Source organism: Streptomyces tauricus, assembly GCF_014650955.1.
GTDB lineage: Bacteria > Actinomycetota > Actinomycetes > Streptomycetales > Streptomycetaceae > Streptomyces > Streptomyces tauricus.
Genome location: NZ_BMVY01000023.1, coordinates 137,414 through 151,645 on the forward strand (window position 1 = coordinate 137,414; position 14,232 = coordinate 151,645).

Here is a 14,232-nt window from a genome sequence, read left to right on the forward strand (position 1 = left end):
TAGAGCAGCACCGATACCGAGGACTGAGCCCCGGACCCGTCCGGGGCTCAGTCCTCGCCGTACCGGGGGTCGACGGTCTCCGGTGTCAGCCCCAGCAGCTCGGCGACCTGTTCCACCACGACCTCGTGAACCAGCGCGGCCCGCTCGTCGCGGCTCTTCGTACGGATCTCGACGGGACGCCGGTAGACGATGACCCGGGCGGGGCTGCCCTCGTGCGCCGGAGTGGTGCCGCCCAGGGGCACCGCCTCGTCGCCCCAGCCCTCGTCACCCGCCGGATCGAACCGGGGCACCTCCAGCACCATGAACTCGATGTCGGAGAGCTGCGGCCACCGCCGCTCCAGCCGCTCCACGGAGTCCTGCACCAGATCCGCGAACACCTCCGCGCGACTGGCCGAGAGGGGCACCTGCGGGGGAGCCACGGGCCCACGCATCCCGCGCCCGTGTCGATCACGACGACGGGGCCTGGGTTCGGCGGGAGGGGGCGGTACGGGGTTGTCCATCACTGACGAAGAGTAGTCCCCGCGCCCTGCCGCCGCCCGCACACGGCACGCGTCCCGCCCGGGGCCACGGACCGCCGTTCCGTACGACTCCAGGGGCCCCGCATCCGGCACGTCGCGGGATGAGCATTCCAGCCAAGCTCGGGCTGGTTTCCGTATCCTGCAGGACCGGGTGAAGAGCGCAAAGTGACAGCTTTCGCACTGGATCGTGACCACTCCCGGGCCCGTCCGTCACCTCGTCAACACCCGTACCAGCAGGTGGAACAGGCCCGCCGGGACCCCCTTGTGTCAGGCGTCACAGCGCGACACGGTGGAGTGACCCGGGGGAGAGTCGTCGCGGCCCGCTCAAGAGTGCGGTACCGTCCAACATCGTGAGCCCTGTACGTCGCTGTTCGCGCACCGCTTGCGGCCGTCCCGCCGTAGCGACGCTGACGTACGTCTACGCCGACTCGACCGCGGTCCTCGGCCCGCTCGCCACCTACGCCGAACCCCACTGCTACGACCTGTGCGCCGAGCACTCCGAGCGCCTCACCGCGCCGCGCGGCTGGGAGGTCGTCAGGCTCGCCGACGGCTCCGCTCCCTCCCGCCCCAGCGGTGACGACCTGGAAGCGCTCGCCAACGCGGTCCGCGAGGCGGCCCGCCCGCAGGACCGGACCCCGCGGCAGGGCGGCGGCAACACCCGCGGCGCGGACCCGATGGAGGTCGCCCGCCGCGGCCACCTGAGGGTCCTGCGCTCACCGGACTCCTGAACCCTCCCTCTCCGGAGGCCACTTCACCCCGCGCGTCCCGTATGTCCTGTGCGTCTCTATGCGCCCTGTGTGGCCCGTGTGCATTCAGTGCACGTTTCGCTCAGTGACGCACGACCATTGACGTGCGCTTGTCGCGGACACGACCATTTTCCCCGGCCCGTGAGAAATTGATTTCCGCATGGTGGAATCGGGGGAGGCTCCGTGTACGTCCAGGAACTTGAGCCCTTGGCCGACTCGCTCGGCCTGTCCGCGCTCGTCGCGACCCTGCCCCTCGTCCTCGTCCTCGTCCTGCTCGGCGGGGTCCGCATGAAGGCGCACCTGGCCGGCCTCATCGGTCTGGTGGCGGCGGCCCTGGTCGCCACACTCGCGTACGGCATGCCGGTGGGCCAGGCCCTCTCCAGCGCCGCCCAGGGAGCGGTGTTCGGCCTCTTCCCCATCCTGTGGATCGTCGTCAACGCCCTCTGGGTCTACCGGATGACCGTCCGCACCCGGCACTTCGACATCCTGCGCCGCTCCTTCGGGCGGCTCTCCGACGACCCGCGCATCCAGGCGCTCGTCGTCGCGTTCTGCTTCGGCGCGCTCCTGGAGGCCCTCGCGGGCTTCGGCGCGCCCGTCGCGATCTGCTCGGTGATGCTCGTCGCGCTCGGCTTCGACCCCGTCCGCGCCGCGGTGGTCGCGCTGGTCGCCAACACCGCGCCGGTCGCCTTCGGGGCGATGGGCACCCCGGTCGTGACGCTCGCCCAGGTCACCGACCTCCCCCTGGACACCGTCGCCTCCGTGGTGGGCCGCCAGACCCCGCTGCTCGCCCTGGTGGTGCCCCTGGTGCTCGTCTTCCTGGTGGACGGCCGACGCGGCCTGCGCGAGACCTGGGTACCCGCGATGGCGTGCGGAGTCGCCTTCGCCGTCGCCCAGTTCGCCGCCTCCAACTACGTCTCCGCGCAACTCGCCGACATCGGGGCCGCCCTGGCGGGCGCGGGCGCGCTGATGGCGGTGCCGCAGGCACGCAAACCCGCCGCCGAACCCGTACGGGCCGCCGTCCTGACGGGCACCCGCAGCGAGGACCTGGACGAGGAGGACCCACGCCGCGAGGTACTGCGCGCGTACGCCCCGTACGTACTGATCGTGGTGATCTTCTCCATCGCCCAGATCCCGCCCGTCAAGGACCAGTTGGCGAAGGCGACCCGGGTCTTCGACTGGCCCTTCCTGAACGTCGTGAACCCGGACGGCGACCCGGTCGGCGGCAATGTCTTCACCTGGCCGATCGTGTCCACCGGAGGCACGCTCGTACTGCTCGCCGGAGTGTGCACGGCCGTTGTTCTCGGGGTGCACGCGCGCGTGGCGCTCAAGGAATGGGCGGCCACCGTGCACGAGTTGCGGTTCGCGATCCTCACCGTCACCTCCGTCCTCGCGCTCGCCTACGTCATGAACCTGTCCGGACAGGCGGCCACGATCGGCCACTTCGTGGCGGCGGCCGGCGCGGGACTCGCCTTCCTGTCACCCGTACTCGGCTGGTTCGGAGTGGCCGTCTCCGGCTCGGACACCTCGGCCAACGCGCTCTTCGGCGCCCTCCAGGTGACCGCGGCGAGGGAGTCCGGCCTGTCCCCGGAACTCCTCGCGGCCGCCAACAGCTCCGGCGGTGTCCTGGGCAAGATGATCTCGCCGCAGAACCTCACCATCGCCTGCGCTGCGGTCGGGCTCGCGGGCCGCGAGGGCGACCTGCTGCGCAAGGTGCTCCCGTGGAGCCTCGGACTCCTGCTGGTCATGTGCCTGATCGTCGTAGGCCAGAGTTCACCAGTCCTGGAATGGATGCTTCCGTAGACCCGACCGGGGCCCGCCCCCGGTCCGAGCGAGACCCGTGCGCGATGTGCGGATGTGCCCGCTGGGTCCCGCTCGGTCCCGCCCGGCCCGCTGTCGGTGCGGACGGGTACTTTTGGGGTCATCGTTCAGGACTCCAGGAAGGTTGGCCGTGACCGCTGATCTGTCGCAGCTCGTTAAGGCGTACGACGTACGCGGGGTCGTCCCGGACCAGTGGGACGAGACGCTCGCCGAGCTGTTCGGCGCGGCCTTCGTACAGGTGACGGGAGCGGACGCGATCGTGACCGGTCACGACATGCGCCCCTCGTCACCGGGCCTGTCCCGGGCCTTCGCGCGCGGCGCGGCGGCCCGCGGTGTCGACGTGACCGAGATCGGGCTCTGCTCGACGGACCAGCTGTACTACGCGTCGGGCGCGTTCGACCTCGCGGGTGCGATGTTCACGGCCTCGCACAACCCGGCCCGGTACAACGGCATCAAGATGTGCCGGGTGGGCGCGGCCCCCGTGGGCCAGGACACCGGCCTGACCGAGATCCGCGAACTGGTGGAATCCTGGCTCGACGCGGGAACCGAGACCGCCACGGCCCCGCCTGCTGCGGCCCCGACCGCCACGGCCCAGACGCCGGGCACGATCACGCAGCGCGACACGCTCAAGGACTACGCGGCGCACCTGCGCGGCCTCGTCGACCTGACCTCGATCCGCCCCCTGAAGGTCGTGGTGGACGCGGGCAACGGCATGGGCGGACACACGGTCCCGACGGTCTTCGCCGGCCTGCCCCTGACCCTCGTCCCGATGTACTTCGAGCTGGACGGCACGTTCCCGAACCACGAGGCGAACCCGCTGGACCCGGCGAACATCGTCGACCTCCAGAAGCGCGTCCGGGAGGAGGGGGCCGACCTCGGTATCGCCTTCGACGGCGACGCCGACCGCTGCTTCGTCGTCGACGAGCGCGGCGAGCCGGTCTCCCCGTCCGCGATCACGGCCCTGGTCGCCGCCCGGGAGCTGGCCAAGCACGGCGGCAAGGGCACGGTCATCCACAACCTGATCACCTCCTGGTCGGTCCCGGAGGTCGTCCGCGAGCACGGCGGCACGCCGGTACGCACGCGGGTGGGCCACTCCTTCATCAAGGCCGAGATGGCCGCCTCCGGGGCGATCTTCGGCGGTGAGCACTCCGCGCACTACTACTTCCAGGATTTCTGGAACGCGGACACCGGCATGCTCGCCGCCCTCCACGTCCTGGCGGCCCTCGGCGGCCAGGAGGGCACGCTCTCCGACCTCGTCGCCCAGTACGACCGCTACGCCGGTTCGGGCGAGATCAACTCCACGGTCGACGACCAGGGCGCCCGCCTCGCGGCGATCCGGACGGCGTACGAGGGCCGGGAGGGCATCACCCTCGACGACCTCGACGGCCTCACCGTCACGGCCGCGGACTGGTGGTTCAACGTCCGCCCCTCGAACACGGAACCGCTCCTACGCCTGAACGCGGAGGCACGGGACGAGCAGACGATGCAGCGAATCCGCGACGAGGCCCTGACAATAATCAGAGCTTGAGCGCTCCGGGGGCTCCGCCCCCGAACCCCCGCTCCTCAAACGCCGGACGGGCATATATCTTTCAGCCCGTCCGGCGTTTGAGGACGAGCGCGTCAGCGCGATTGCGGGGGCGAGGGGGCGCAGCCCCCATGCGGGGACGATGGGGGTCCCCCCGCTCGAGCGAAGCCGAGAGTGGGGGAGGGTAGGGGCGGCGGGGGCGAACGACCCCCCGCGCCCACCCCCACGCAGCGGTACCCTGACCAGGCCACATCACCCCGCGCACCACAACCCCCCCCGAAGGGACCTGACATGCCGCTGGAAGCCGGCCTCCTGGAGATCCTCGCCTGCCCGGCCTGCCACGCCCCCCTCAAGGAGGCCTCCGCCGAGGAGCAGGGCCCCGAACTGGTCTGCACGGGCAAGGACTGCGGCCTGGCCTACCCCGTCCGAGACGACATCCCGGTCCTCCTGGTGGACGAGGCCCGCCGCCCCGCATAAAACCTCGCGGGCCCCAGGCCCAGGCCAAGGCCCCGCCCCGGCCCCCGGCCCAGGTCCCAGGCCCCAGAAAAGCGACCCCCGCAGAAGCGACCCCGCCAGGCGTCCGGAGGCTGCCACCATGTTCGACGAATCTCTCCTCGACGACCCGGAGGCGCTGTCCCGCGCGGACCGCCGCGACCTGCTCCGCGGCGCCGCAGAGGCAGGCGCCCGCGTACGCACCGCCGTACGGCACGCCAACGAGGCCGGGATCCCCGACCTCAAGCCGGACGGCCGCCCCCGCGCCATCCTGACCGCGGGCCCGGGCCTGGCCGCCACCTGCGTAGCCGACCTGCTCGGCACGCTCGCGGGCGCCGCCTGCCCCGTCACCCGGCTCACCCCCCGCGGAGTGGCCCCCGCCGCGGGCGCCCTGCTGTGGGAGCTGCCCGGCTGGGCGGGCCCCGTCGACCTGCTCCTGATCGCCACCCCCGACGGCAGCGAACCCGGCCTCTCGCTCCTCGTCGAGCAGGCCTACCGCCGCGGCCTCACCGTCGTCGCCGTCTGCCCGCCCCGCAGCCCGCTCACGGACGCGGTCGCCGGCGCCCACGGCCTCTCCGTGCCGATGGCGACCGCCCCGTACGAGCCGCAGGCACCCACCGCCGCCTCGGCCCCGGGTTCGCTGTGGGCGCTGCTCACCCCGCTGCTCGCGCTGCTCGACCGCACCGGCCTGCTGTCCGCGCCGCCCGACGCCCTGGAGAAGGTCGCCGACCGTCTCGACCAGGTGGCCGAGCGCTGCGGCCCGGCCATCGCGACGTACAGCAACCCCGCCAAGACACTCGCGTCCGAGCTGGCCGAGGCGCTCCCGGTGATCTGGACGGAGGGCGATTCCGCGGGCCCCGCGGGCCGCCGCTTCGTCGCGGCCCTGGCCGAACTCGCGGGGCGCCCCGCCCTCACCGCCGAACTGCCCGAGGCGCTGGCCGCGCACAGCGTCCTCCTCGCGGGCACGCTGGCGGCGGGCGCGGACCCCGACGACTTCTTCCGCGACCGGGTCGAGGAGGCGCAGGTCGTCCACGCGCGCGTGGTCCTGCTGCGCGACCGCCCGGCCGGCGGGCGTACCGCCGCCCCGGCCGCCCGCGAACTGGCCCTCAGCCACGACACGGCGATCAGCGAACTCGAACCGGAGGAGGGCGGCGACCTGGAAACACTCGCCGAACTGATCGCCGTCACGGATTTCGCCGCCGTTTACCTGGCGCTCGCCTCGACGGCCTGACCTTGAGCAACGCATCCCGCCCGGGCCCCGAAGCCCGGGGGATCAGGACGCGTACCAGCACAAGCTCCAGCACGCGCACGCGAACCAGCACGCGAATCGGCCACGTACCGGCCCACGCACCGGCACACGTACGGAGAACAAGACACACCATGGACCGCCTCGACAACACCGTCCGCCCCTACGCCTGGGGCTCCACCACGGCCATCCCGCGGCTCCTCGGCACCGAGCCGACCGGCGAACCGCAGGCCGAGATGTGGATGGGCGCCCACCCGGGCGCGCCCTCACGCACCCCCCGCGGCCCGCTCACCGACGTGATCGCCGCGGCCCCCGAGCGTGAACTGGGCACCGAGGCGGTCGCGAAGTTCGGCCCGCGCCTCCCGTTCCTGCTGAAGATCCTCGCCGCGGGCGCCCCCCTCTCCCTCCAGGTGCACCCCGACCTGACCCAGGCCAAGGAGGGCTACGAGGACGAGGAGCGCCGCGGTGTTCCGGTCGACGCACCGCACCGCAACTACAAGGACGCCAACCACAAGCCCGAACTCATCTGCGCGCTCACGGAGTTCGACGGCCTGTGCGGCTTCCGCGCCCCGCTGGAGGCCGCCGCACTGCTCTCGGCCCTGGAGGTCGACTCCCTCAAGCCGTACGTCGACCTGCTGCACGCGCACCCCGAAGAGGCCGCGCTGCGCGAGGTGCTGACCGCAGTACTTACCGCCGACCCCGAGCTGATGGCGACCACGGTCACCGAGGCCGCCGCGGCCTGCGCCCGGCTCGGCGGCGCCCACGCCCCGTACGCCTCGATCGCCCACCACTACCCCGGCGACCCGGGTGTCATCGCCGCGATGCTCCTCAACTACGTACAACTGCAGCCCGGCGAGGCCCTGTTCCTCGGCGCCGGTGTGCCGCACGCGTATCTGAACGGCCTCGGCGTCGAGATCATGGCCAACTCCGACAACGTGCTGCGCTGCGGACTCACCCCCAAGCACGTCGACGTCCCCGAACTCCTGCGGATCGTCCGCTTCGAGGCGGGCGACCCGGGCGTACTGCGCCCCGAGGCATCCCCGGACGGCGAGGAGGTCTACGAGACCCCCATCGACGAGTTCCGCCTCTCCCGGTACGTCCTCCCGGCGGGCGGGCCCGGCCGCGACCTCACCCGCCGCACCCCGCAGATCCTGCTGTGCACCGCGGGCTCCGTACGGACGGGCGACATCACGCTCGTTCCGGGCGGATCCGTGTTCGTACCGGCGGACGAAAAGGTGGAAGTCTCCGGAAGCGGGACGATTTTCCGGGCCACCGTCGTCATCTGAGGCAATCACCCGGCACCACTGTGGCGGCCCGGCGCTCCGGGGCCGGTCCGGGCTGCAACAATGGCCCACCGCAAAGGGCAGGCAAAATGCGGGACGGCGGCCTGACGGCGGCCTGACGGCGGCCGACCGGGGCAGCCGGGTGACAGACGAATGCCAGACGAGTGGCAGACGAGCGGCAGACGAAGGGACATCGGGAACACATGAGCGCGTCAGGCGGCACCAAGGCGATCGTGGCGGCACTCGCCGCCAACCTCGCGATCGCGGTAGCGAAGTTCGTGGCGTTCCTCTTCAGTGGATCGTCGTCGATGCTCGCCGAGTCCGTGCACTCGCTCGCCGACTCCGGCAACCAGGGACTGCTGCTCCTCGGCGGCAAGAAGGCCAAGCGCGAGGCGACCCCGCAACACCCCTTCGGCTACGGCCGCGAGCGCTACATCTACGCCTTCCTCGTCTCGATCGTCCTCTTCTCGGTCGGCGGCATGTTCGCGATCTACGAGGGCTACGAGAAGATCAAGCACCCGCACGAGATCGAGCACTGGTACTGGCCGGTGGGCGTTCTCGTCTTCGCGATCATCGCCGAGACCTTCTCCTTCCGGACGGCCATCAAGGAGTCCAACCACACGCGCGGCAAGCAGTCCTGGAAGGACTTCGTACGGCACGCCAAGGCGCCCGAGCTGCCCGTCGTCCTCCTGGAGGACCTGGGCGCGCTGGTCGGTCTGATCCTCGCGCTCGGCGGCGTGGGCCTGGCCCTGGCCACCGGCGACGGCGTCTGGGACGGCATCGGCACCCTCTGCATCGGCGTCCTGCTCATCGTCATCGCGATCGTCCTCGCCGTCGAGACCAAGTCGCTGCTCCTGGGCGAGGCCGCCGGCATCGAGGCGGTCCACAAGATCGAGGCCGCGATCGTCGACGGCGACACGGTCACCGGCATCATCCACATGCGTACGCTCCACCTCGGCCCCGAGGAACTGCTGGTCGCCGCGAAGATCGCCGTGGAGCACGACGACACGGCCGCCGAGGTCGCCTCGGCCATCGACGCCGCCGAGGCCCGTATCCGCGAGGCCGTCCCGATCGCCCGCGTCATCTACCTCGAACCAGACATCTACAACGAGTCCGAGGCCGCGAAGGGCGCCGACCCGCTGGCCTCGCCGGGCGGCCCGGCACCGGCCACCGAACACTGACCCCCGCACGACGCCCGACCTGTCCGTACGCGACTGGGGCCCGCCGAACACTTCGGCGGGCCCCAGTCGCGTAGCCCTCCGCGTCCACCGGCTTCCACGACAGCAGCGCCAGAATCCGCAGGGGTTGCCACCTCTCTCCCGACGCGCCGGACACTCGAAATCCGCTTGATCTGTTCGCAGGCGGACTGGGGCCCACTGCTCCGATCGGTGTAGATTCGTAACCGAGCCAGACGTCGCTGCTGATGGCGGTCGGGCGGCCCCACGGGCCGGCCGAGGGAGAGAGGGCCTCCGACGGACTGCGCTGCGCAAGGCACCGGGCATTCGTGTGCCCCGTGGGCGCACACCGTGCCCGCCGCCGCGCAGACCAGCCGAAACCGACCTCGCCCCAACCCGAGGAGCAGCTCGCATGACCACTGTCGCCAACCGACAGGACTTCAAGGTCGCCGACCTTTCCCTGGCCGACTTCGGTCGCAAGGAGATCACCCTCGCCGAGCACGAGATGCCCGGCCTGATGTCGATCCGCAGGGAGTACGCCGAGGCGCAGCCCCTCGCCGGCGCCCGCGTCACCGGCTCCCTGCACATGACCGTGCAGACCGCCGTACTCATCGAGACCCTGGCCGCCCTGGGCGCCGAGGTCCGCTGGGCCTCCTGCAACATCTTCTCCACCCAGGACCACGCGGCGGCCGCCATCGCGGTCGGCCCGAACGGCACGCCGGACAACCCCCAGGGCATCCCGGTCTTCGCCTGGAAGGGCGAGACCCTGGAGGAGTACTGGTGGTGCACGGAGCAGGCGCTGACCTGGCCGAACACCCCCACCGGCGGCCCGAACATGATCCTGGACGACGGCGGCGACGCCACGATGCTCGTCCACAACGGCGTCCAGTACGAGAAGGACGGCAAGGTCCCCTCCGCCGACACCGCCGAGAACGAAGAGCACCGGGTGGTCCTGGAGCTCCTCAACCGCACCATCTCGAACGGCTCGCAGAAGTGGACCCAGCTCGCCTCGGAGATCCGCGGCGTGACCGAGGAGACCACGACCGGCGTCCACCGCCTGTACGAGATGCAGCGCGAGGGCACCCTCCTGTTCCCGGCGATCAACGTGAACGACGCCGTCACCAAGTCGAAGTTCGACAACAAGTACGGCTGCCGCCACTCCCTGATCGACGGCATCAACCGCGCCACCGACGTCCTCATCGGCGGCAAGACCGCGGTCGTCTTCGGCTACGGCGACGTGGGCAAGGGCTGCGCGGAGTCCCTGCGCGGTCAGGGCGCCCGCGTGATCGTCACCGAGATCGACCCGATCTGCGCACTGCAGGCGGCGATGGACGGCTACCAGGTCACCACCCTCGACGAGGTCGTCGACAAGGCCGACATCTTCGTCACCACGACCGGCAACAAGGACATCATCATGGCCTCGGACATGGCCAAGATGAAGCACCAGGCGATCGTGGGCAACATCGGCCACTTCGACAACGAGATCGACATGGCCGGCCTCGCGCAGATCCCCGGCATCGTCAAGGACGAGGTCAAGCCGCAGGTCCACACCTGGAAGTTCCCCGACGGCAAGGTGCTCATCGTCCTCTCCGAGGGCCGCCTGCTGAACCTGGGCAACGCGACCGGCCACCCGTCGTTCGTGATGTCCAACTCGTTCGCGGACCAGACGCTGGCCCAGATCGAGCTGTTCACCAAGCCCGAGGAGTACCCGACCGACGTCTACGTGCTGCCCAAGCACCTCGACGAGAAGGTCGCCCGCCTCCACCTGGACGCGCTCGGCGTGAAGCTCACGACGCTCCGCCCCGAGCAGGCCTCGTACATCGGCGTCGAGGTCGAGGGCCCGTACAAGTCGGACCACTACCGCTACTGAGCCCAGCGCTCACACCACGGTTGTCAGCAGGCCCCCGTCCTCACCGGCGGGGGCCTGCCCCCTATCGAGAACCCGAGCCACCATGCCCCGCGGCCGATATTCGCTCCATGACCCGCACGACCACACCCCCCTCGCCGAAGAACGGTTCCACTGCGCGCCCGGCCCCTCCGGCTGGCGCTACGTCTCCCAACTGACCACCCCTACCGGCACGGGGCCCGAGGGAGCCGCACGACAAGGCACCCCCGCCGGTTCCGTCGACCTCGCCCTCGACGACCGCGGCCGCCCCATCCGCCTCGAACTCCACGCGTCGGGCTGGCAGGTCCGCGCCGCCGCCCTCGACGGCGTCACCTGGGTCCGCACCGACCCCACCGGAGATCACGCCACCGAAGGCAATGTCCGCGCCCACGCCTTCACCGGCTCGTCCCCCGCCTTCCTCGTCGCCACCGCACGTCTGCTGCGCCTCACCCCCGATGCCTCCGCCACACGCGTACGCCTCGTCGCCTTCACGGACCCGGTCCTCGCCCCGCGCACCCTCGACCAGTCCTGGGCCCTGATCACGAGAGAAGCACACGCCACTGACAACGGCCCCCTGACCGTGGAGGAATACCAGGTCACAGCTCTGGACACCGGTGAACAGCACACCGTGCACCTGTCCGGCGACGTGGTTCTCTCCGCCCCCGGCATCGAGCTCGAAGACCTCGAATCACCGCCGTCGGTCTTCACCTGACGCCGGTGTTCAGTGCCTGTGCCGGTGCTGCCGCCGCGCGCAGGCCGGGATCGGCCGTGCGGTGCTCAGGCGGGTGGGGCGAACCCGGTGGCGGGGCGCTCCGCCTCGGTCTCCCGCACGGCCGGAGGCACCGGCGCATCCGCCGGGACCACCGGGGGTGCCGCAGGCGGGGGAGCCACCGGGTGGACGGGAGCCTGGTACGGCCCCGGCATAGGGGCCGGGAACGCCTGACCCTGAACCGGCTGGCTCTGAAACGGTCCGGGCGCCGGACCGGAGAGGACGGGACCGGAGAGGACTGGGCCGGAGGGGACGGGGCCGGAGGGGACGGGGCCGTACACCGGAGCCTGGTGCTGCACCGGGCCGTACGGCATGCCGGGACCGCCCCCACCCGGATATCCGCCCCGACTGTCGCCGGATCCGGCACCGGCAGCTCCGCCGCCGAACGCCCGCCGCGCCTCCCGCGCCTGCCGTTCCTGCATCACGGCCGCCAGGAACGCCGCCGGCGGAACACCGGGAGGCGCCGGAGTGCCGGTGCGCTCGGCGACATCGTTCGCGAGCCGCTCCGCCATCGCCCACCCGACCTGCGGGTCCAGCTGCTGCATCCGCGTCAGGTACTGCCGGACGGCCAGCCACAGCGCGTCCGGAACCCCGGACAGGTCAAGTCCGGAGAACCGCCCCGACAGCCAGGGCGGCGGAGGAGGGAGAAAGGGCGTACGTCCGGTGGGAATCCGTTCCCGCACGACGAGGGTTCCGGCGAACACATCACCGAGCCGCCGCCCCCGCGCCGACACGAGCGAGGCGATGCACGCCACGACCCCGAACGTCATCAGGATCTCGACCACACCGACCGCTCCACGCACCAGCGCGTGCCGGAACCGGATGGGCCCGCCGTCGTCCCGCACCACGCGCAGCCCGCACGCCATCTTCCCCAGAGAACGCCCATGGCTGAGCGTCTCGACGGCGATCGGCCCGCCCACCAGCAGAAGAAGGAACGCGGCGATCGCCACGGCCATCTGCGCCGCCTCGTCGAGCGCGGCCGTGGACACGGCCAGGGCGATCATCACGACCACATAGGCGGTCACCGACACCACCAGGTCGAGCACCACGGCCAGTGCCCGGCTCGGCAGCTTCGCGGGGCGCAGTTCCAGCGCCACCGCCTCGCCCGTCACAAGCTCACTCACGCCCGCCGTCCTTCCCCGAACTGCCTTGAGAACAGCCAGTCTGCCAAGCTGAGGCAGATCACGCCGCAGTGCGACAAGCTGACCACACGACGAGCACAAGACGAGCAGCCGAGGAGCAGCCAACCCGATGGACCTCGATGTCTTCGTGTCCGCCCACCGGGCGGAGTGGGACCGGCTCGACGCACTCCTCCGACGCCGGCGCCGTCTCACCGGAGCGGAGGCCGACGAACTCGTCGCCCTCTACCAGCGCACGGCGACCCATCTCTCCCTGATCCAGTCCAGCGCCCCGGACCCCCAGCTCACCGGCCGCCTGAGTCAACTGGTGGCCCGCGCGCGCAGTGCCGTGACAGGCACCCGCCGCGCCTCCTGGCGAGACGTCACCCGCTTCCTCACCCAGGGCTTCCCCGCGGCGGTCTACAGGGCACGCCACTGGTGGGTCCCGACCGCGCTCCTGTCCACCGCGCTGGCGGTCCTCCTGGGGTGGTGGATCGGCACCCACCCCGAGGTCCAGTCCTCGATCGCGGCGCCCGCCGAGCTACGGGAGCTCACACGCCCCGGCGGCCAGTACGAGACGTACTACTCCAGCCACCCGGCGGCGTCCTTCGCCGCCCAGGTATGGACGAACAACGCCCAGGCGGCCGCGATGTGCCTGGTACTCGGTGCCTTCTTGTGCCTGCCGGTCGTCTGGATCCTCTTCCAGAACATGCTCAACGTGGGGGTCGGCATCGGGCTGATGTCCTCGGCGGGCCGCCTGGACACCTTCCTCGGCCTGATACTCCCGCACGGCCTCCTGGAGCTGACCGCCGTCTTCGTGGCGGCCGGCACCGGGCTGCGCCTCGGCTGGACGGTCATCGACCCGGGCCCCCGCACCCGTCGAGCGGCCTTCGCGGAGGAAGGCCGTGCCGCCCTGGGCATGGCGATAGGCCTCGCCCTGGTCCTCTTCGTCTCCGGCGCCATCGAAGGCTTCGTCACCCCCTCCGGCCTCCCGACCTGGGCCCGCATCGGCATAGGCATAGCCGCCGAACTGCTCTTCCTCGCCTACGTCTACGTCCTGGGCGGCCGAGCCGTGCGGGCCGGAGAGACGGGCGACGTGGAGGAAGCCGAGCGCAGCGCCGCGGTACCGACCGCGGCCTGATGTGCAGGCACCCCGATCAGGCTGCTAGTCTCCTCTTCGCCCCACAAAAACCGTTGACACGGGACGTGTGGGGAGGTAGATTCGAACAGTTGCCTAGAGCTGGACAAGCTCGGCGGTGGCAGTTAGCATCTGTCAGCTCCCTGGAAATCAATTTCGGTGGAGCACCTCCCGATAATTCGGAAATTGAGCGGCCGGTCAGGCCGGTCGAAAACTTCTGATAAAGTCGGACTCGCCGAAAGAGAGCCGCAAGGCAATCAAATAGGCAAAGGCCTTCCAACTGGCCACTGGAAATGAATTCCGACCGGAAACGGAACGGAAAACGGATCTGGTAAGGTTGGAAGCACGAAGGGAAGCGCCCGGAGGAAAGCCCGAGAGGGTGAGTACAAAGGAAGCGTCCGTTCCTTGAGAACTCAACAGCGTGCCAAAAATCAACGCCAGATATGTTGATACCCCATCCACCACATCGTGGTGGGTGGAGGTTCCTTTGAAAAAGTCCTGCCGGGCGCAAGCACGGTA

13 protein-coding genes are annotated in these 14,232 nt (G+C 70.9%); 10 read left to right on the forward strand and 3 right to left on the reverse strand.

Annotated features, from left to right (window positions below):
• Window positions 1-47 precede the first annotated feature (47 nt).
• Window positions 48-500: a metallopeptidase family protein gene (locus IE278_RS28835; protein WP_189776196.1), complete on the reverse strand. Its 453-nt coding sequence runs from the start codon at window positions 498-500 to the stop codon at window positions 48-50.
• A 368-nt stretch (window positions 501-868) separates the two neighbouring features.
• Between IE278_RS28835 and IE278_RS28840 the strand changes: the two genes are divergently transcribed.
• The 9 genes from IE278_RS28840 (at window position 869) to IE278_RS28880 (ending at window position 11,400) form a co-directional block, all read left to right on the forward strand.
• Window positions 869-1,246, forward strand: a complete 378-nt coding sequence (locus IE278_RS28840) for a DUF3499 domain-containing protein (protein WP_189776177.1) — start codon at window positions 869-871, stop codon at window positions 1,244-1,246.
• 201 nt (window positions 1,247-1,447) lie between these two features.
• Entirely contained in the window at window positions 1,448-3,064 is a 1,617-nt protein-coding gene (locus tag IE278_RS28845) for an L-lactate permease (protein WP_189776178.1), read from the forward strand.
• A gap of 148 nt (window positions 3,065-3,212) precedes the next feature.
• Window positions 3,213-4,610: a phosphomannomutase/phosphoglucomutase gene (locus IE278_RS28850; protein ID WP_189776179.1), complete on the forward strand. Its 1,398-nt coding sequence runs from the start codon at window positions 3,213-3,215 to the stop codon at window positions 4,608-4,610.
• 288 nt (window positions 4,611-4,898) lie between these two features.
• Window positions 4,899-5,084 carry a Trm112 family protein gene (locus IE278_RS28855; protein WP_189776180.1) on the forward strand — a complete coding sequence of 62 codons (186 nt, stop codon included), beginning with the start codon at window positions 4,899-4,901 and terminating at the stop codon, window positions 5,082-5,084.
• A 118-nt stretch (window positions 5,085-5,202) separates the two neighbouring features.
• Window positions 5,203-6,330: an SIS domain-containing protein gene (locus IE278_RS28860; protein WP_189776181.1), complete on the forward strand. Its 1,128-nt coding sequence runs from the start codon at window positions 5,203-5,205 to the stop codon at window positions 6,328-6,330.
• 149 nt (window positions 6,331-6,479) lie between these two features.
• Entirely contained in the window at window positions 6,480-7,631 is a 1,152-nt protein-coding gene (manA, locus tag IE278_RS28865; RefSeq protein WP_189776182.1) for a mannose-6-phosphate isomerase, class I, read from the forward strand.
• A gap of 200 nt (window positions 7,632-7,831) precedes the next feature.
• Window positions 7,832-8,809, forward strand: coding sequence for a cation diffusion facilitator family transporter (locus IE278_RS28870; protein ID WP_189776183.1), 978 nt, complete (start codon window positions 7,832-7,834; stop codon window positions 8,807-8,809).
• Between the two features lie 406 nt (window positions 8,810-9,215).
• Window positions 9,216-10,673: an adenosylhomocysteinase gene (gene ahcY / locus IE278_RS28875; RefSeq protein WP_189776184.1), complete on the forward strand. Its 1,458-nt coding sequence runs from the start codon at window positions 9,216-9,218 to the stop codon at window positions 10,671-10,673.
• Between the two features lie 82 nt (window positions 10,674-10,755).
• A complete protein-coding gene (locus tag IE278_RS28880; RefSeq protein WP_189776185.1) occupies window positions 10,756-11,400 on the forward strand; it encodes a hypothetical protein in 645 nt (214 codons plus the stop codon).
• A gap of 65 nt (window positions 11,401-11,465) precedes the next feature.
• On the opposite strand, the gene IE278_RS28885 is transcribed toward IE278_RS28880, so the two are convergent.
• Window positions 11,466-12,581 (reverse strand): RDD family protein, encoded by a 1,116-nt coding sequence (locus IE278_RS28885; protein WP_189776186.1) that lies wholly within the window; start codon window positions 12,579-12,581, stop codon window positions 11,466-11,468.
• A gap of 127 nt (window positions 12,582-12,708) precedes the next feature.
• On the opposite strand from IE278_RS28885, the gene IE278_RS28890 reads away from it, so the two are divergent.
• The gene (locus IE278_RS28890; RefSeq protein ID WP_189776187.1) at window positions 12,709-13,716 is read left to right on the forward strand and encodes a stage II sporulation protein M; all 1,008 of its coding nucleotides are present in this window, start codon (window positions 12,709-12,711) and stop codon (window positions 13,714-13,716) included.
• A 195-nt stretch (window positions 13,717-13,911) separates the two neighbouring features.
• Here IE278_RS28890 and IE278_RS41870 read toward each other — a convergent pair.
• On the reverse strand, window positions 13,912-14,232 hold a 321-nt coding region (locus IE278_RS41870), incomplete at its 5' end, for a hypothetical protein (RefSeq protein WP_213089750.1).